Annotated in this window: 17 protein-coding genes; 3 read left to right on the forward strand and 14 right to left on the reverse strand. The window is 69.7% G+C overall.

Annotated elements, in window-relative coordinates; genetic code table 11:
- Positions 1-26: 26 nt before the first annotated feature.
- Together OG395_RS15205 and OG395_RS15210 are read right to left on the reverse strand one after the other, a co-directional pair.
- Positions 27-563, reverse strand: coding sequence for an O-acetyl-ADP-ribose deacetylase (locus tag OG395_RS15205; RefSeq protein ID WP_327243416.1), 537 nt, complete (start codon positions 561-563; stop codon positions 27-29).
- A gap of 254 nt (positions 564-817) precedes the next feature.
- Positions 818-2,233 (reverse strand): phytoene desaturase family protein, encoded by a 1,416-nt coding sequence (locus OG395_RS15210; protein WP_327243417.1) that lies wholly within the window; start codon positions 2,231-2,233, stop codon positions 818-820.
- Positions 2,234-2,319: 86 nt separating this feature from the next.
- Between OG395_RS15210 and OG395_RS15215 the strand changes: the two genes are divergently transcribed.
- Both OG395_RS15215 and OG395_RS15220 read left to right on the forward strand, forming a co-directional pair.
- Entirely contained in the window at positions 2,320-3,144 is an 825-nt protein-coding gene (locus OG395_RS15215) for a nucleotidyltransferase family protein (RefSeq protein ID WP_327243418.1), read from the forward strand.
- A 43-nt stretch (positions 3,145-3,187) separates the two neighbouring features.
- Positions 3,188-3,607 carry a VOC family protein gene (locus tag OG395_RS15220; protein ID WP_327243419.1) on the forward strand — a complete coding sequence of 140 codons (420 nt, stop codon included), beginning with the start codon at positions 3,188-3,190 and terminating at the stop codon, positions 3,605-3,607.
- A gap of 10 nt (positions 3,608-3,617) precedes the next feature.
- On the opposite strand, the gene OG395_RS15225 is transcribed toward OG395_RS15220, so the two are convergent.
- Positions 3,618-4,049 carry a MarR family winged helix-turn-helix transcriptional regulator gene (locus OG395_RS15225; RefSeq protein WP_327243420.1) on the reverse strand — a complete coding sequence of 144 codons (432 nt, stop codon included), beginning with the start codon at positions 4,047-4,049 and terminating at the stop codon, positions 3,618-3,620.
- Positions 4,050-4,121: 72 nt separating this feature from the next.
- Between OG395_RS15225 and OG395_RS15230 the strand changes: the two genes are divergently transcribed.
- Positions 4,122-4,964, forward strand: a complete 843-nt coding sequence (locus OG395_RS15230) for an SDR family NAD(P)-dependent oxidoreductase (RefSeq protein WP_327243421.1) — start codon at positions 4,122-4,124, stop codon at positions 4,962-4,964.
- Positions 4,965-4,982: 18 nt separating this feature from the next.
- Here OG395_RS15230 and OG395_RS15235 read toward each other — a convergent pair whose 3' ends face one another.
- The 11 genes from OG395_RS15235 to fes all read right to left on the reverse strand — a co-directional run bounded on the left by OG395_RS15235 (position 4,983) and on the right by fes (position 18,516).
- Positions 4,983-5,810, reverse strand: a complete 828-nt coding sequence (locus tag OG395_RS15235; protein WP_327243422.1) for an inositol monophosphatase family protein — start codon at positions 5,808-5,810, stop codon at positions 4,983-4,985.
- A 63-nt stretch (positions 5,811-5,873) separates the two neighbouring features.
- Positions 5,874-7,715: a gamma-glutamyltransferase family protein gene (locus tag OG395_RS15240; protein WP_327243423.1), complete on the reverse strand. Its 1,842-nt coding sequence runs from the start codon at positions 7,713-7,715 to the stop codon at positions 5,874-5,876.
- Between the two features lie 406 nt (positions 7,716-8,121).
- Complete coding sequence (locus OG395_RS15250; RefSeq protein ID WP_327243424.1) at positions 8,122-9,948, reverse strand: protein kinase domain-containing protein; 1,827 nt, start codon at positions 9,946-9,948, stop codon at positions 8,122-8,124.
- Positions 9,949-10,358: 410 nt separating this feature from the next.
- A complete protein-coding gene (locus OG395_RS15255) occupies positions 10,359-10,685 on the reverse strand; it encodes a hypothetical protein (RefSeq protein ID WP_327243425.1) in 327 nt (108 codons plus the stop codon).
- 56 nt (positions 10,686-10,741) lie between these two features.
- Positions 10,742-10,942 carry an MbtH family protein gene (locus tag OG395_RS15260; RefSeq protein WP_327243426.1) on the reverse strand — a complete coding sequence of 67 codons (201 nt, stop codon included), beginning with the start codon at positions 10,940-10,942 and terminating at the stop codon, positions 10,742-10,744.
- Between the two features lie 50 nt (positions 10,943-10,992).
- Positions 10,993-11,607 carry a 3-isopropylmalate dehydratase small subunit gene (gene leuD / locus OG395_RS15265; protein ID WP_327243427.1) on the reverse strand — a complete coding sequence of 205 codons (615 nt, stop codon included), beginning with the start codon at positions 11,605-11,607 and terminating at the stop codon, positions 10,993-10,995.
- Positions 11,608-11,657: 50 nt separating this feature from the next.
- Positions 11,658-13,061, reverse strand: coding sequence for a 3-isopropylmalate dehydratase large subunit (gene leuC, locus OG395_RS15270; RefSeq protein ID WP_327243428.1), 1,404 nt, complete (start codon positions 13,059-13,061; stop codon positions 11,658-11,660).
- 66 nt (positions 13,062-13,127) lie between these two features.
- Positions 13,128-14,507 carry a hypothetical protein gene (locus OG395_RS15275; protein WP_327243429.1) on the reverse strand — a complete coding sequence of 460 codons (1,380 nt, stop codon included), beginning with the start codon at positions 14,505-14,507 and terminating at the stop codon, positions 13,128-13,130.
- Positions 14,508-14,559: 52 nt separating this feature from the next.
- Positions 14,560-16,005, reverse strand: a complete 1,446-nt coding sequence (locus tag OG395_RS15280) for a pyridoxal phosphate-dependent aminotransferase (RefSeq protein ID WP_327243430.1) — start codon at positions 16,003-16,005, stop codon at positions 14,560-14,562.
- 59 nt (positions 16,006-16,064) lie between these two features.
- The gene (gene leuB, locus OG395_RS15285) at positions 16,065-17,186 is read right to left on the reverse strand and encodes a 3-isopropylmalate dehydrogenase (RefSeq protein WP_327243431.1); all 1,122 of its coding nucleotides are present in this window, start codon (positions 17,184-17,186) and stop codon (positions 16,065-16,067) included.
- A 58-nt stretch (positions 17,187-17,244) separates the two neighbouring features.
- Complete coding sequence (gene fes / locus OG395_RS15290; RefSeq protein ID WP_327243432.1) at positions 17,245-18,516, reverse strand: enterochelin esterase; 1,272 nt, start codon at positions 18,514-18,516, stop codon at positions 17,245-17,247.
- Positions 18,517-18,570: the final 54 nt, after the last annotated feature.

Raw genomic sequence — 18,570 nt, forward strand, 5'->3', positions numbered from 1 at the left:
CCGTCCCTGCGCGCGGGCCGCGCCCGTCAGCCCTGCGCGGCCAGGACCTCTTCGAACTCCGCATACGCATGCGCGTCGAACAGTACGAACCGCACCTCCTCGACGGGTAGAGCGGCCTCCTCCCGAACGGTACGGACGGCGATACGCGCCCCGTCGTCCAGGGGCCAGCCGTAGATACCGGTCGAGATGGCGGGGAAGGCGACGGTCCGCGCACCCAGCTCGGCGGCCACCCGCAGTGATTCCCGGTAGCAGGAGGCCAGCAGCGCGGAGCGGTCCTCGGTGCTGCTCCACACCGGCCCGACCGTATGGATCACCCACTGGGCGTCGAGCTTCCCGGCTGTGGTCGCTACCGCCTGACCGGTCCGCAGCCCTTTTCCGTACTGCGAGGCGCGCAACTCGCGGCAGGCAGCGAGGATCTCCGGGCCGCCGCGCCGGTGGATCGCGCCGTCGACTCCGCCGCCGCCCAGCAGGGAGGAGTTCGCGGCATTGACGATGGCGTCGACGGACTGCTGGGTGATGTCGCCGCGGACCAGGGTGATGGTGACGGCCGAGGGTGTGCGCATGCGGCCATCATGCCGTTCCCTGGGCGGCTCCGCGGGATGGTCCGCCGCGCCGCGTTCACCGCTCGGACCTGCCGGACGCCCGGTGCGCTGCGGTGGCGGGTCGCCCCCACGCGTTCTCCAGCCCCTGTACGCCTCGCGAACGACGCATGGTCCCCCCGGGATTCACCATGGAGAACAAGGGAGGACCGGACAAACGGTCGCATGGGAAGGGGGGTGGCGGCGCGTCACAGTCAACTCATCCTGTCGGCCCGCCCTCAGGAGGCGCGCAGCCTCCGCCAGACCGCCTTCGCCGCATGGTGACCGGACATGCCGTGCACCCCGGGCCCGGGAGGCGTGGCCGACGAGCACAGGAACACCGCCGGGTGCGCCGTCGCATACGGCACGCGGGCGAGCTTGGGCCGGATCACCGTCTGCAGACCGGCGAACGCGCCGCACGCGATGTCACCGCCGACGTAATTGGCGTTGCGCGCGGCGAGTTGCGGCGGGCCCGCGACGGCGCGGGCGAGCACCAGATCGCGGAAGCCGGGGGCGAACCGCTCCAGCTGCCTCTCGATGACCTCCGTGGCATCGCCCTCCCAGCCCGCCGGGACATGTCCGTACACCCAGAAGACATGACGGCCCTCGGGTGCGCGGGACGGGTCGACCAGGCTGGGCTGTGCGGTGATCAGGAACGGCACGCTCGGGTCGCGGCCCGCTACGGCCGCCCTCATCGCGCTGTCGATCTCGCCCGCCGTGGGCCCGATATGGACCGTGCCGGCCCGACGGGCCTCCTTCGCGGTCCAGGGGACGGGGCCCGACAGCGCATAGTCGATCTTGAAGCAGGAGGCGCCGTACCGGTAGCCGCGGTAGGCCTGGCCCAGTCCGGCGATCCGCGCGAGGGCGGTCGGCGAGGTGTCGAAGACATAGGCGCGGGCGGGCGGGAGCTCGTCGAGGCGTTTGACCTCCATGCCGGTACGGATCGTGCCGCCCAGTTCACGCACGTACGAGGCGAGGGCGTCGGAGATGGCCTGTGAGCCGCCGCGCGGCACCGGCCAGCCGTTCTCGTGGGCCGCGACGGCGAAGAGCAGCGCGATGCCGCCGGTCGCAAGGCCGCTGGTGGGGGCTATGGCGTGGGCGGCGAGTCCGGCGAACAGGCCGCGCGCCTTCGCGCCCCGGAACCTGCGGGCGAGAAGTGTGGCGGGCTGGATCGCGTCCAGCCCGAACCGCACCCAGCGGTACGGGTCGCGCGGCAGCCCGATCCACGGGGTACGCAGGAAGTCCTCCGCGAGCGTGTCCCAGTGCCCGAGGTACGGGGCGAGCAGCCTGCGGTATGCCCCCGCGTCCTGCGGTCCGAGCGACATGGCGCTCTCCCCCACCGAACCGGTGAGCACGGCGGCCGAGCCGTCCGGGAAGGGGTGAGCGAGCGACAGCTCGGGCTGGAGCCACTCCAGGCCGTGCCGGGCGAGCGGCATCCCGGCGAACGCGGGCGAGCCGATGCCGAGCGGGTGAACGGCGGAACACGGGTCGTGACGGAAGCCGGGGAGTGTGAGCTCCTCGGTACGGGCACCGCCCCCGACCGCCTCCTGCGCCTCGAACACCTCAACGGAGAAGCCCCGGCGGGCCAGTTCGGCTGCGGCGGTCAGTCCGTTGGGGCCCGCCCCCACGACGACGGCATCGAGCATCGATGGCACCTTCGGACTCCTTCGTCAGCCGATGGCAAGAAACTCCAGGATATTCCGCTGCGCCGACAGCCGGACCGCGGGTACCGTCCGGGCCGATGAATACGGAATCGGCAGCAGAACGAGTGCGCGCATCGATGGTCGCCGACATGGCGGCCCGGCTGGCCGCGGTGCCCGGCGTCCGGGCCGTCGCCCTCGGCGGCAGCCGTGCCCGCTCCACGCATCGCCCGGACTCCGACTGGGATCTGGGCGTCTACTACCGCGGGACACTCGACCTGGTCGCCCTCACCGCACTCGCCTCTCAGGCGCAGGGCTCCCGGGTGGAGGTGGCCGGCCCGGGCGGCTGGGGTCCCTGGGTCAACGGCGGCGCCTGGCTGCGGGTGGACGGCACGGCGGTGGACTGGATCCTGCGCGATCTGGACCGGGTCGAGAGCGTCTGGTCCGACTGCCGCGAGGGCCGCTTCGAGGTGGGCGTCCAGCCCGGCCATCCACTGGGTTTCTGGTCGCCCTGTTATCCGGGCGAGGTCGCCCTGGGTCGCGTACTGGCCGACCCCTACGGCGAATTGACGGAACTTCAGCAGCAGACGCGCGACTATCCGGAGCCCCTGCGCAGGGCGCTCTGCGACGCCGCGTGGGAGGCGGACTTCTCCGTCGCGGCGGCACGCAAGTCGGCGTCCTCCGGGGACACGCTCCATGTCGCGCTCTGCCTGTCGCGGGCGTTCGGCATTCTGGCGCAGACTCTCCACGCCCACCACCGCACCTGGTGTCTGAACGAGAAGGGGGCACTGGCTGCGGCCGCGCTGCTGCCGGAGACTCCGACGGGCTTCACCGAGCGGGTCGGTGGGGCGCTGCGCGGCCTGGACACGGCCGCGGTGGAGACGGCTGCGTCCGTGGTGCGCGACGTGCGGGCGGTGGTCGGGTGAAAAGGGTCTCTGCAGGGCACCGGGCCCGGTTTAGGATCCCGGCATGATCGCCGAACTTCAGTGCGTGGTACTCGACTGCCCCGATCCCGTACGCCTGGCCGAGTTCTACCGGTCGGTCCTCGGCGGCCGGGTCAACGAGCCGGACCGGCGGTGGTCGCTCGACGAGAACTGGGCGACGCTGCACACCGACGCCGGTCTCGTCCTGGCGTTCCAGCGGGTGGCGGACCACCGGCCGCCGCAGTGGCCGGACCCCGCGCGGCCCCAGCAGTTCCATCTGGACTTCGGTGTGCCGGATCTGGACGCGGCGCAGACGGAGGTCGTCGCGGCGGGCGCGACCGTGCTCGACGACGGGAGCACGAGCGGGACCGGGGCGGCGGACGCGGAGCGGGCGGAGCGGCCGTGGCGTATCTATGCCGATCCGGCCGGGCACCCGTTCTGCCTGGTGCTGCACCGGGTGGCGTAGCCGCTGCCGCTCAGTCGTTCCGGATGGCGGTGACGCAGCGTGCGAGCAGGTCGCGCAGGGCGTCGCGTTCCTCCGGGGTGAACGCGTCGGCAAGCCGGCGTTCGATCCGTACTGCCTGCTCGTCGGCGAGTTGCAGCGCTTCCCGGCCCGCTTCGGTGAGCCGGGTCTCCAGCATCTTCTGATGCCACCGGTGTGCCGATCGGGCCACCAGACCCCGTTCTTCGAGGTGTTTCAGTACCGCTGCCATCGCCTGCGGGGTGACCAGACAGGCGCGCGCCAGCGCGGCCCCCGATATACCGGGGTTGTCGGCGAGGGCGAACAGCGCCGCGTACTGCGCGACCGTGAGGTCCGCCCCTTTGAGCGCGGCACTCTTGGCCGTCATGAGGGCCTGCTCTGCGCGCTTGATGTCCGCGCCGAGGCGTTCGTCGGCGGTCATTCCCATGCCGGTGAGCGTACAGCCACGGACTTCTGTCAAACATGGAAGATGTATCAAGGTCTTGATATAACTCAGCCCATGGATATCTCTTTGCCGGACTCAGCGCTCGGCGGCACGATCCTTGTCACCGGTGCCACTCAGGGGCTCGGTCGCCATCTCGTCCTCGATCTCGCCGTCCGGGGAGCCGCCGCGACCCTGTTGCTGCATGGGCGGGACGGCGGGCGGCTGGACGACGTCGCCGCGGAAGTACGGTCGGCGGCGCCGGGCACGGAGGTACGGACCCAGCTCGCCGATCTTGCCGATCTCGATCAGGTCCGGGCCATGGCCGCCCGGATCCTCGACACCGAACCCCGGCTCGACGTCCTGGTCAACAACGCGGCAGTCGGCGGCGGGGCCACCCCGGACCGGCGCGAGGTGAGCCGGCAGGGGTACGAGCTGCGGTTCGCGGTGAACCATGTGGCGCCGTATCTGCTGACCCGTGAGCTGCTGCCTCTGCTGACCGCGTCCGCACCCGCGCGGGTGGTCAATGTGGCCTCGATGGGGCAGGCGCCTGTCGACTTCGATGACGTCATGGTGGAGCGTGACTACGAGGGGCTCGACGCGTACTGCCGCAGCAAGCTCGCGATGATCATGTCGACCTTCGACCTGGCGGCCGAGGGTGCGGGCACCGGTGTCACCGTCAACGCCCTGCACCCGGCGCACCTGATGGACACCCGGGCGGTGCGTGAGTACGGGTTCACGCCCGCCGTCCCGGTCGACGAGGGCGTACGGCCCGTCGTGCGGCTGATCACCGATCCTGCTCTGGCCACCGTCACCGGGCGGTACTTCGACCGGTTCACGGACACCAGGGCCCATGAGCAGGCGTACGACCCGGCGGCCCGGGCCCGGCTCGCCGCGGTGACCCGCGCGCTCATCGCCTGACCTGGACCGTCGGGACGGTCAGCCCGCGGCACGCAGCGCCACCAGGATGCGTTCGGCCGTCGCCTTGTCGCGGGCGGCCGTGAAGGGCAGGTCGTTGCCCCCGGCGATACGGAACGGGGCACCCGAGAGCGTGGCCTGGGCCCCGCCCGCCTCGGTGACCAGGAGCAGGCCCGCCGCGTGGTCCCAGGCGTACTCCCAGTTGAAGGCGACCGCGTCCTGGTCGCCGCGGGCGACGGCCAGGTATTCGAGGCCCGCGGAGCCGCACGGACGGGCGTGGATGCCTTCGACGAACAGGCCGAGCAGCGCCCGCTTCTGGGCGTCGGTGGTGTAGTCGGGGTGCGACATCGCGACTTCGAGTGCGGCGCCGGGCACGGGCGATCCGGAGCGTATCGGCACACCGTTCAGCACGGCTCCCCGGCCGCGTACCGCGATCGCCATCTCGTTCAGTGCCGCGGCGTACGTCCAGGAGGCAAGGAGCTCGCCGCGGTGGGCGAGGGCGACGAGGGTGCAGAAGCCGGGCTCGCCGCGGACGAACTGGCGGGTCCCGTCGACCGGATCGACGATCCAGACCGGTGCGTCGCCGTCCAGGGCGTCGTACACCTTCGGATCGGCGTGGACCGCCTCCTCGCCGACGACCACCGAACCGGGAAGCAGTCGTGTCAGCGACGCGGTGAGGTGTTCCTCGGCAAGGCGGTCGGCGGTGGTGACGAGATCGTGCGGGCCGCTCTTCTCGACAATCTCGTGTGCGGCGAGCTGCCGGTAGCGCGGCATGATCTCGGCGGCGGCCGCTGCGCGGACCGCCTCCTCGACCTCGGTCAGGTCCCCGGCAAGGAAGTCATCGATCATGGCTCCAGCTAAGCACGGTCCTCCCGGTCCCTGACGACCTGGTCATGACGTGAAGGTGGCCGGTCAGCGGCCTACGGCGTACCCCTGCATGCCGCGCGGGTTGGCGGCGGCGGAGAGCACTCCGGTCTCCGGGTCGCGGGCGACGGCGCACAGCCGCCCTTCCGACCACGGGTCGCCCACGGTGACGTCATGGCCTCGGCGGCGGAGCTCCTCGACGACCTCCGGGTCCATGCGCTCCTCGACGGTGACGCTGCCGGGCCGCATGCCGCGCGGGAAGAACGAGCCGGGGAAGCTGTCGTTGTGCCAGTTCGGGGCGTCGATGGCGCCCTGCAGGTCGAGTCCGCCGCGTGCCTCGGCCCGCAGGGCGACGGCGAGGAAGAAGTGCAGCTGCCACTGGTCCTGCTGATCGCCGCCGGGCGTGCCGAACGCCATCACCGGGACGCCGTCGCGCAGGGCGAGGGACGGGGTGAGGGTGGTGCGGGGGCGGCGGCCGGGGGTGAGGGAGTTCGGCAGGCCCTCGTCGAGCCACGCCATCTGGAGACGGGTGCCGAGCGGGAAGCCGAGTTCCGGCACAACCGGGTTGGACTGCAGCCAGCCGCCGCTGGGCGTGGCGGAGACCATGTTGCCCCAGCGGTCGACGACGTCGATGTGGCAGGTGTCGCCCCGGGTCGCGCCGTCCGCTGCGACGCTTGGCTCACCGGCAGCGGCGCCGCACTTGGCGACGGTCGGCTCGCCGACGCCCGCAGCCGGGATACCCAAGGCGTCGAAGCCCGCCTCGCCCGCGGCGACGGCGTGCGCGTGGCCGCTGAGGACGGGGGTGCGGCCCCCGGGGCTGCCGGGGCGCAGCTCGTACGATGCCTCGTCGGTGATGAGCGCGCGCCGCTCGGCGTTGTACGGCTCCGAGAGCAGGGTGTCGAGGGGGATCTCGGCGGCGTCGCCGTACCAGGCCTCGCGGTCGGCCATGGCGAGCTTGCAGCCCTCGATGAGCAGGTGCACATACTCCGCGGAGCCGTACCGCGGAAGCTCGGCGGGGAGCAGGGCGAGCTGCTGCAGGAAGGCGGGGCCCTGGCTCCAGCCGCCGGCCTTGGCGAGCGTCCAGCCGTTCCAGTCGTACGTGGCGGGCGCCTCGTACGACGCGGACCAGCCGGCCAGGTCGGCGGCGGTCAGGGTGCCGGTGTGGCGGGCGCCGCTGGTGTCCATGGTGGGCCGGGCGGCCTGGCGGACCAGGGCCTCGGCTATGAAGCCCGCGCTCCAGATCTTCCGCGCGGCATCGATCTGGGCGGTGCGGTCGTCGCCGCCGGTCTCCTCGGCCTCGGCGATCAGGCAGCGCCAGGTCGCAGCCAGTACGGGGTTGCGGAACAGCTCTCCCGGCTTCGGGGACTTGCCGCCGGGGAGATAGACGTCGGCGGACGACTGCCACTCGGTCTCGAAGAGCTCGCGGACGGTCTCGACGGTCCGACCGATCCGCTCGACGGGTGCGTGACCGTCCTCGGCATATCCGATCGCGTACCGCAGCACCTCGGCGACCGACTTGGTGCCGTGGTCGCGCAGCAGCAGCATCCAGGCGTCGAACGCGCCGGGGACCGCGGCGGCGAGCGGTCCGGTACCGGGGACGAGGTCGAGACCGAGGCAGCGGTAGTGGGCGACGGTGGCGCCCGCCGGGGCCGGGCCCTGACCGCAGAGCACCTGCACCTCGCCGTCCTTGGGCGCCAGGATCATCGGCACTTCACCGGCCGGGCCGTTGAGGTGCGGTTCGACGACGTGCAGGACGAATCCGGCGGCGACGACCGCGTCATAGGCGTTGCCGCCGTCCTCCAGAACGGCCATCGCGGACTGCGAGGCCAGCCAGTGGGTGGAGGACACCATGCCGAAGGTGCCCTGGAGGGTAGGACGGGTCGTGAACATACGGCCTCTCACCTCGCTGTTCCGGGCCTCGGCCAGTCCACTTGGCGCTCAGGACCGGTCCTGGGGAGAATCCGGGGAGTCCGGGCAAGAACCCTCTTCCGTGCGCTCCCCCGGCAGGCTATCAATCGCCCTGCGCCCCTTCTTCTCCGCCTCCGGCATGAAAATGATCACTGGAGAGCCGGTTGATCGGGAAACCGTCATGTCCGGTTCGGCGGGAGGCTGCGCGGAACAGGACCTGCTCCGGCAGGCACCTCGCCGCGCGGCCGACCCAACCGCATGGCTCCACCGGTTCGAGCGGCTCCGGATCCGCTACGGGAGTCGCTCCGACCTTCATCGCGGCCTGTTCCAACTCGCCTGCAGCATCATCTGCTTGAGACGACTCCGAACCTCATCATGAAACGATCAGTCAGTAGGGCACCGTGTCACACAAGGTCTCCGCCCAGGCAGAGGCGCCGTACTTGTTGGCCGCGCGCACCGTGACGCAGATCTCGTCACCGGAGTACGGACCCTTGATCGTGTAGCTGGTGCTGCCGGTTGAGTAGGTGGCATCGACGTTCTTCTTGGTGAAGTTGCTGCCCTTGTTGGTGTAGTGGATGTCGTACCTGGTCGCTCGGGAGATCGCCGACCAGCTCACCTTGATCGGCATGTCGCACGCGCCAACACAGGAGTTGGTGTACGCGGCCTTGTAGCTCTTCATGGCGGGCGGCCGCGAGCCGGAGGACGAGCCGCCGGAGGCGGACGAATCGCCGCCGTCCGAGCCCGAAGAGCCAGACGACCCCGTAGAGCCGGACCCGCCGCTGGTTCCGGTGCCGCCGCTGTCGGAGCTGCTGGTGACATCGGATGAACTGTCGCCGCTCACCTGGGCGTTCGGCTCACCCGGCCTCTTCTCCGCGCCCTGCCCCTTCTCGCCGTCCTCACCCTTGCCGTCGCCCCTGCCCTTCCCTTTTTCCCCCTTGGAAGGTGAACTGCTGGGCGCACTCGGCGAGTTGCTACCACCAGGAGTGGCACTCGCGCTGCTGCCCGGTGACTGGGCATGCGCTCCTTCCCCGCCGCCGCCCCCGAAGGGCTGGAGCAGGACGACCGTGCCGCCGCCGACGGTGATGACGGCAACGATGGGCAGAACGATGAGCCTGTGGCGCCGGCGGGGCCGCCGTTCGTGCTCCCGCCGTCGCGTCGTGGTGTCGTTGTCCGCCGGGACGACTTCGGGAGGCCCGCCCTTCGGCCGCAGCCCGACAGTCGCCAGGTCCACGGGCTCCTCCCGCAGCGGCGCCGCCTCGGCGTCGAGCAGCCGTGCGGACTGCTGCGCGAGGTGCGCGACGACGCCGGCAGGCAGCCAGGCACCGCGCGCGGCGCGGGGACGCGGCCGCTCCGGGTCCTCCAACAGCTCGTCGACGTCCGGCCGTTGATCGATGCCTTTCGTGAGGCACCGGGCGATGAGCGCCCGCAGCGCGGCGTCCTCGACACGCGTCAGGTCGGGCTCACCCTCCACGATCTGGAACATCACCGCGTGCTGATTGCTTGCCCCCTGCCCGAACGGCAGCTGTCCCGTCGCCGCATACGTCAGCACGCACCCGAGGGTGAACACGTCGCTCTTGACCCCCGCGCGCTGCCCGCGCACCTGCTCCGGCGACATGAACCCGGGTGAGCCGATGGCCATCCCCGTACTGGTCAACATGGACTCGACGGACGTCTCGAGCGCCCGCGCGATCCCGAAGTCGATGACCTTCGTGCCGTCCACGGTGAGCATCACGTTGGACGGCTTCAGGTCGCGGTGCACGATCCCGGCGCCGTGAATATCCTTGAGTGCCTTCAGTAACCCGTCGGCGAGGAAGTGCAGGGACGCGGCCGGCAACGGCCCATACAGCCGGACGACTTGCTCAAGCGAGAGCCCGGGAACGTACCCCGTGGCGACCCACGGCGGTTCGTCGCCCGGACCCGCGTCGAGCACCGGCGCCGTGTACCGCTCACCGACCCTCCGCGCCGCCTCGATCTCCCGCCGGAACCGCGCCCTGAACTGCTCGTCGGACACGTGCTCTTCGTGCACCACCTTCACGGCTACGGTCCGCCCGCTGTCCGACCGCGCGAGGAACACCCGCCCCATGCCACCGGCGCCGAGCCGCCCGAGCAGCAGATACGGCCCGATGCGCGCGGGATCGCCCACCGCGAGCGGCTTGATGCCCCCGTCGACGCTGTCGTCCCGCCCGTCGCGTCCGTCCCCGTTCGTACCGCTCATGATGGTGTGACTCTCCCGCTCTTCCCGCCTGGTCAACGGCGTAACTCGGTGAGAATAGACGCTGTTGATGTACCTGGTGAAGTTGAGGGACGCGTTGTACGAGCGGGGCGGTTCCTACGAGTTGGTGCGTGATAACCGGTGAGGTGTTGACGCTGGTGGGTGGCATGATCCGTATGTAGCTGTCATGGTCAATCGGGCGGTTCTCGCGCATCGTCGGCCCGCCTCCGGCATGAAGTGACCGTCCCCACCACGTCCTCCCCGGCTCCAAGGACATCGAGGCTCTCGCGGGTCCGAAGTCACGAACCGTGGCGCCGCAGCAGGCGGCGGGCCCTCGGTGCGGCGGGCGAGCATGTCGTGCGCTCGACCGCCGTGCGAGGACCCGCTTCACCCAGGCCACGGGCCGCCGGGAATCACGGCACGAGCGCCACCAAGTGTCCGCTGCCGCTGAGCGACGTCAGGTCGATGTCGGCCAGGCAGCGGACCTGTACGTAGTTGAGCGTCAGTGTCCCTTCCACATGCACACTGCCGGTGCCCTTCGCGAAGTCGGCGCCGCCGAGGTCGGTGGCCGCCTCGTCGACGCGTACCCCGAGGTCCGTGGTCCCGCCGGAATCGGGGAATTTGACGAAGACGTACCCCATCTCGGTGAGGCGTCGCTGAAACTCCTCCAGGGAGGGCGACGGGCCGCCGACGACGACTTTCTGCCCCTCCTTGGAGAGACGCTCGACGAGTTCGTCCATGAATGACTCCTCCATGACTGCTACGGGCTTTTTGACGAGCGCGGTGATCCAGCCGGCTAGCCGGCCGTCTCCTCCATCTGCCGACGCAGACTCCTGGGGCGCATGTCGACCCAGACTTCCTTCACGTAGGCAAGGCACTCCTCCTTCGAGCCGACCTTCTCCGTCTCCCTCCATCCGGAGGGAACGTCGAGGTACGTCGGCCACAGGGAGTACTGGTCCTCGTCGTTGACGAGCACCTTCATGTGGGTTTCTTCCATTGCTCTTCCGTCTCTGCTGTCGGGAACGGTTCGTCGCACGGCGGCGCTGTCTAGGCGAAGAGCCAGGGCGCCTCCTGCCGGCGGCGCAACTCGTAGGCGAGAATCTCGTCCTTGTGGGAGAGGGACCATCCGACGTTGTCGAGGCCCTCCATCATCGAGTTCTTCTTGAAGGGGTCGATCTCGAAGCGGAAGACCTGGCCGTCGGCGGTCGTCACGGTCTGGGCCGGGAGGTCGACGTGCAGGGTCGGCGATGTGGCGCTCGCCAGGGCAGTGCAGATCGCATCGACCTCCGACGGTTCCAGGGCGACCGGGAGGATGCTGCTGTTGAAGCAGTTGTTGTGGAAGATGTCCGCGAAGCTCGGGGCGATGATGCAGCGGAATCCGTACTCCCGCAGCGACCAGGGCGCGTGCTCGCGGGAGGAGCCGCAGCCGAAGTTCTCGCCCGCGATCAGGATGCCGGCGTCCTCGTGACCGGGCTGGTTGAGGACGAACTCCGGGTCGGGCGTGCGGCCGTCCTCGAGGTAACGCCAGTTCGCGAACAGGTGGTCGGCGAAGCCGGTACGACGGATCGACTTCAGGAAGCGGGCGGGGACGATGTCGTCCGTGTTGACGTTGGACCGCATGAGCGGCACCGCGGTGCCCTCATACGTGATGAATTTCTCCACGGAGATCCTTTCTCTGCGTGTCTGTCCAGTGCCGCGACCGGCAAGGGGCATTAGAGGTCACGGACATCGGCGAAGCGGCCGGTGATTGCGGCGGCAGCCGCCGTCACCGGGCTGACCAGGTGGGTGCGGCCGCCGCGGCCCTGGCGTCCCTCGAAGTTGCGGTTGCTGGTCGAGGCGCAGCGCTCTCCGGCGGAGAGACGGTCCCCGTTCATGGCGATGCACATGCTGCATCCGGCCTCCCGCCACTCGAAGCCCGCCTCGCGGAAGATCTCCGCCAGACCCTCGTCCTCGGCCTGGCGGCGCACGCTCATCGAGCCGGGGACGACGATGGCGCGCGTGCCGGCCGCGACCCGCCGGCCGACGACGTACTGGGCCGCCAGGCGTAGGTCCTCCAGCCGCGAGTTGGTGCACGAGCCGATGAAGACGGTGTCGACCGCGATGTCCTGGACGCGCTGACCGGGTTCCAGGCCCATGTACTCCAGGGCGCGTTCCATTCCCGCCCGGGTCACCGGGTCGCTCTCGGCGGCCGGGTCGGGCACGGTTCCGGTGACATCGACGACCATGCCGGGGTCCGTTCCCCAGGTGACCTGCGGGACCAGGTCGCCGACGTCCAGGTGGTGTTCCGCATCGAAGCGGGCGCCCGGGTCGCCGGCGAGCTGCTTCCACTGCTCCGCTGCACGCTCGAAGAGTTCCCCGGAGGGTGCGAAGCGGCGTCCGCGGACGTACTCGACGGTCACGTCGTCGGGTGCGACCATGCCGGCCCGCGCGCCCGCTTCGATCGCCATGTTGCAGAGCGTCATGCGGCCCTCGACCGTCAGGGACCGGACCGCGGAGCCGCTGAACTCGATGACGTGGTTGGTGCCGGCGTCCGTGCCGAGTCGGCGGATCACGAACAGGGCGATGTCCTTGGCTGTCACGCCGGGGGCCGGCGTCCCGTCGATGCTGATGTTCATCGTGCGGGGCTTCTGCTGCAGCAGGCACTGGGTGGCCAGGACGTGCTCCACCTCGCTGGTGCCGATGCCCACCGCGAAGATACCGAGGGCGCCGTGCGTGGAGGTGTGGGAGTCCCCGCACACCACCGTCATGCCGGGCAGCGAGAGGCCCAGCTCCGGGCCGACGACGTGCACGATCCCCTGGTCGGCGTCGTTCATGCCGAGGAGCCTGACGCCGAACTCGCGGGCGTTGTCCTCCATCGTCTCGATGCACATGACGCTCTGGCTGTCGACCACGTCGATCAGGCGGCGGCCCGGCATGGTGGGGACGTTGTGGTCGATCACCGCGACCACGCTGTCCGGGCGGTGCACCGGAAGGTCGCGCTCCCGCAGCCCGGCGAATGCCTGCGGTGAAGTCGCCTCGTGCGTGAGATGCCGGTCGATGTACACCATCGGTATCTCTCCGGGCTCGTCACGCACCACGTGCGCGTCCCAGATCTTCTCGAACATCGTCTGTGGCATCGTGCGGTTCTCTCCTCAGGGGTGCATGTCGTCAGGGGTGCATGTCGTCTCGGGAAGAAGGGACGCTCAGGCTCCGTGCGGCGCGTGCAGGTCCGCGAAGCCCTCTTCGAGCTCCTCAGGGGTCAGCTCGCGGCCCAGCTCGTTGGCGCGGGCCAGCAGGCCATCGACCATCTCCGGGGAGAGCTCCCGGGGATCGCGCCCGCTCAGCATGCAGGCGAGCTTCACCGAGCTCGCGCCGCTCCATGGGCTGACGGCCACGGAGGGGACCCCGCCGACGGCGGCCGGGTCGACCGCGGAGTACACGGTGCGGGACATCTCCCGCAGCGCGCCCTCCAGCTCCGCGTTCCCCGCCTCCCTGGCTCGGTCGGCCAGGTGGTGGGCCTTGAGGATCGCGGCCGTGTGGATGCCCGAGGAGGTGTGGCTGTAGCGCTTCCCGAGCACTCCGTGCTCCGGCGGGGCGACGCCGACCATCTCCTGGTAGAACGTGATCAGCCGGAGCAACTGCGACATGTCCCACGAGACGGGCAGGCCGGCCTCCTCCTCGATGGCGGCGAAATTCAGCACGACCTCCTCCAGCGAGGCGTTGCCGGAGCGCTCGCCGACACCGCGCGACACCACGTGGATGCGACTGGCGCCTGCCGCGACCGCCGCCATCGCGTTGCCCAGGGCGTTCCCGGTGTCGCGGTGGCCGTGCCAGTCCACCTGCATCTCGGGTACGCCCAGAGCGTCGAGCTGTTCGCGGACGAAGCGCACCAGTCGGTAGGTGCCGAGCGGGCGGATCACGCCGATGGTGTCGGCCATGGCGACGATGTACGCGCCGCTCTCGACCTGGACGCGGGTGATGGCGCGCAGGTCCTCGGGAGAGGTCTGCGTGGTGTGCTCGGTGCCCGCGACGACGGGGATGCCCATCTCCACGGTCTTCTTGATGAAGGTCTCCAGCCCGTTCAGGATGAACCCCAGGTCCCAGCCCTGGACGAGACGGCGGGAGGGGGCGCTGCCCATGAAGACGACGGACTCGAGGCGCGGGTGGATCTCCCTGCACTCGACGGTCCACCGCAGGGACTCTTCCGTGCACATGGAGAGCACGGAGGGCACGATGGAGGGAAGTTCGTCCCGCATGCGCGCGAGCAGTTGCTTCATCGTCGCGCTGAGTCTGTTGGACTCGCCCGGGTAGATGCCGACCGTGGCGTACGTGATGCCGAAGTCGCCGAGCAGATGCAGGTACCGCATCATGTCGTCAACCGTCGGGTAGCCAGGTATGCCCTGAAGGCCGTCGCGCAGACACTCCGAGAAGATCTGCGTCCTGGCGACCTGAGCGGCGAGCGGCTCGCCGGGGATGCGCGTGGGGAGGGTCGAGAGCGGGCTCTCGTCGCTGTTCCAGTTGAAGTTGACCGGGACGTCGAGGCTGTTGATGTCAGTCTTCGCGGATCTCGTTTCCTTGTGCATGGTCTCTCGCTTTCCTTCTCGGGGATTCGACTGCCTCGCCGGCGCGTTACCGTCAGTCCGGCACGACCGGAAGAATGCCGACGGAGAAACGGATGTAGTCGTCTGAATAACCGAAGGTGGAGCCGGGAATTCCGGCGATCCCGGTCTTCTCCAGGACGGAGAAGGAATCCTCACCGGCCCTGAGCCGACTCCAGTTGTAGATGGTGGCGTCGTCGTCGACAAAGACACGTTCGAAAACACGGTGTTCTTCGTCGAACCGCTGCAACTGGGCGCGCAGCCGGGTGCGGCGCAGCCGGTAGAGGCCGCGGATCATTTCGATGATCTGTGGATTCTGGCGGAAGAGCGCGTGATAGGCCATGAAGCGGAGCTGCCATTCTCCTGGCAGACAGCTCACGCTGTTCATCCAGCTCGACCGCATCGCGACGGAGAATTTCGGATCGCCGAAAACGGCCCAGCCGAACCTGTCCCCGGTGAGGGTGTACGTCTTGGAGAAGCTGTTCACGTAGATCATCTGGTCGGCCACGTCGGCCGCCGAGGCGAGGCTGAGCATGCGGGCCTCGTCGTCTGCGGGCCGGCCGGTGCCGATGTAAGCCAGGTCGGCGAGAACGTGGACGCGGCGCCCTCGCTGCGCGAAGCGCCGTACAACCGCCATGACGGCCGAGAGCTCATCGGGCGTGTACGCGAAGGTCGTCGGGTTGTTCGTCACCGTCAGGTAGACGACCTCGACGTCCGGGTTGTCGTCGAGGTGCCGTGCGAGGAGCTCTTCGGTCAGCTTGAAGCCGTCCTCGGCCCGGGTGTGCACCCGGTGCAGCCGGAACCCGTAGGCCACGGCCTGCAGTTCGGGCATGTTGAAGCCGGGAGCCGCGAAGAGGACCGCTCCGGGCGTCCGGGAGCGGAGACGGGCGAAGTGGGCGAGGCCGCGGAGGATCTTGTCGATGCAGTCCGTCGCGCCCAGGCCGAGAGCCACGTTCTCCGCGGAGACCGTCACCCCCCATGCGCGCATGTCCTCCGCCAGCAGGCCGCGCAGCACCGGGTTGCCCACGCCCTGGATGTCGTAGATCCGCGGGTCGTAGCCGGAGGCGAGGAGCTGCCGCTCCGCGTCCATCATCTGTTCCCTCAGCCACACGTAGCCCTTGCCCGAGGCGGTGTACCCGTTGATGTCCTCCCCGGGCAGCGCGATGCCGAGTTCGTCCCCCAGCATCCGGTAGTCGCCGGGGCCCCCCTCGTCCCCCTCGCACTCGGTGATGCGCCGGACGTTGACATCACCGATCGTCCGGTTGACGATCTCCAGCCGGGTGGCGACCGGGTCGAACCTCCGCTCCGCGCACTCCCGTTCCAGGTCGTCGACGAGGCGGGCCATGACCCGGATGGGCGGTTCCGCGGTGTCCGCCTGCCGGGCCCGGTGGCGCCGCACCATCTCGGCGCGGGCCCGGCGGACGAGCAGGCGCTGCTCCGCGAGGCCTTCGGAGACCTCCGGGGAGGAACTCTGTGACGTCATGCGCGGACGACCTCCAGTTGTCGTTGCGTCCCACAAGGGCATGAGGAACGGGCGGGAGTTCAGGACTGCCGGAGCCGGTCCACGATGCGCCGGCCCATCTCCCGGGTCCCGACGACCGCGCGCACCCCTTCGCCGATGTCCTCCGTCCGGCACCCCTCGCGGATGACGTGCTCGACGGCCTCCTCGACAGCCGCGGCCTCCCGCTCCAGGCCGAGGGAGTGACGCAGGAGGAGGGCGGCGGAGAGGATCGCGCCGACGGGATTGGCCCGGTCCTGGCCGGCCAGGTCCGGGGCCGAGCCATGGACGGGTTCGTAGAGGCCGAACATGCCGGACTCGGTGCGCCGGGCGCCGAGGCTGGCCGATGGCAGCATCCCGATGGAGCCCGTCAGCATGGACGCCTCGTCGGTGAGAATGTCGCCGAACAGGTTCTCGGTGACGATGACATCAAAGTCCGCGGGCGTCCTGATCAGCCGCATGGCGCAGGTGTCGACCAGCATGTGCTCGAAGGTCACCGTGGGATGGTCGGCCGCCACCCGCTCGACGACCTCCCGCCACAGGACCGAGGAACTGAGCACATTCGCCTTGTCGACCGAGGTGACCTTCCGCTCGCGGCCGGCGGCGATCCCGAACGCGGCTCGCACCACGCGTTCGATCTCCTCCTCGGTGTACAGGAGGGTGTCGACGGCCTCGGTTCCCCGGGCCGTACGGCGGATCTCGCTGGGCTTGCCGGGTACCGACTCCAGGCGCCCGTAGTAGAGGCCGGCCGACAGTTCCCGTACGAAGAGCATGTCGGTGCCCTTGAGGTGTTCGGGTTTCAGCGAGGACGCGGCGTAGAGGGACTCGAAGGGGCGCACCGGCCGGAGGTTGGCAAAGAACCCGAACTCCTTGCGGAGGCGGAAGAGCGCCTGCTCGGGCCGGGGGCCGCCGCTACGGGTCTGCCCGGCCGGGAGGCTGCCGACCGCTCCGAACAGAAGGGCGTCGCTGTGGGCGCAGGTCTCGAAGGTGTCGTCCGAGATGGCCGTCCCCTCGGCCTCGATGGCGTCGAGGCCGACGCGGCGCTCGTGGACCGTGAAGGTGTGGCCGTACTTCTCCTCCACGGTGCCCAGCACCGCACGGGCCTGGGCGGTGACCTCAGGCCCGACGCCGTCCCCCGGAAGCACCGTGATCGTGGCATTGCTCATCGGACTCACCTTTCTCGAGCGGTTGCGGTTCTCGTGCGCTGGGCGGAATTCCGCGGTCTCACCGTCCTGGGGCGGGTGAGTCCTTCGGCCGGGGGTGGAACGAGAGCAGGCGTTCGACGATGGTGCCGCGCCAGCAGATCATGTCGTGACCGCCCATGTATTCGCTGTAGTCCACCGCGTAGCCCTTCTCCACAAGGACGTCGCGCATGTTCTGGTGGGTCGTCATCGGGTCGTAGTCGACAATGGCCCGCTCCAGGCTCCCGATGTCCATGGAGAATCGAATGGGAAGTCGGGGGCTTTTCTCGAACTGCCGTGTGAGCCACTCCTCCTCCCGGCTGGGCACGTCTTTCCCCGGCCACCAGAACGACCCCGACTGGGAGATCACGTTGCCGAATCTCCCGGGCGTCCTGAATGCCGCGTACGTCGCCGCCAGGCCGCCGAAGCAGGAGCCGCCGACAACAGTGCGCGCCGGGTCGGAGGTGATGTGGTAATTCCGGTGGACCCACGGCATGAGCTCCCGGTTCAGGAATTCGCTGAACGGCTCGTGGCAGGGCAGTTCGCGGGCGCGGACGTCCTGGTCCTCGTTGGTGTGCATGACCAGGACGTACGGGGGGATGCCGCCGGCGTACAGCAGGTTGTCCAGCACGGTCGTGATGGCGGCGAAGTTGTAGTACGACCACCCGTCGAAGAGGACGAAGACGTTGTACGCGTCACCGTCGGTGGTGTAACCGGGCGGCACGTGGACGGTGACGTGCTGCCGGGTCTCCAGGATCTCGCTGTCCATGGTGTGCATGCGACTGGTTCCCTTGGGCACCCCGCGGCGCGGGATGTTCCACGGCTGTTTCGGGGCCCCGGGAAGTTCGAGCACCGACACCTTGAACTCGTTCGGATTGCCCATGAGCGTGTAGTCACGGGGGTTCAGGGGATCGGGCCGGTACTCCGGGAGACGCTGCAGCACCTCCGCGTAGGAGGTGAACGGCACCATCGCGTCGTTGACCGAGAACAGGTAGGTGGTCCGCAGTCGGGAGGGCAGGAAGTAGGACCGGTACCAGAGGTCGGTGCCCGGCAGGTGGTCCATCCGGAACTCACTGAAGTCACCGCTCGGCGCGCTGCAGAAGAGCACCACGACGTTCTCGGTGTCGCCGGGGTCCCGCCACAGAAAGGTGACCAGGGTCCGGGAGTCGTCGGGCCCGACCTGTTCCATCAGCGGGGTGCCGGACTCCTCGACCTCCTTCCAGAACACGTCGAGGGCCTGACGGTCGCCCGCGTCGAGGGCCGCCGCCACTCGGGCGATCCGGGGACTGATCAGGGTGGTCTCCGCAGCGAACACTGTCTTTTCTCCTTCGCGGGCGTGCGGGACGGGGGGACAGCGACGAGGGTTGCG

The sequence above is a fragment of the Streptomyces sp. NBC_01320 genome, assembly GCF_035974375.1.
Lineage (GTDB): Bacteria > Actinomycetota > Actinomycetes > Streptomycetales > Streptomycetaceae > Streptomyces > Streptomyces yanii.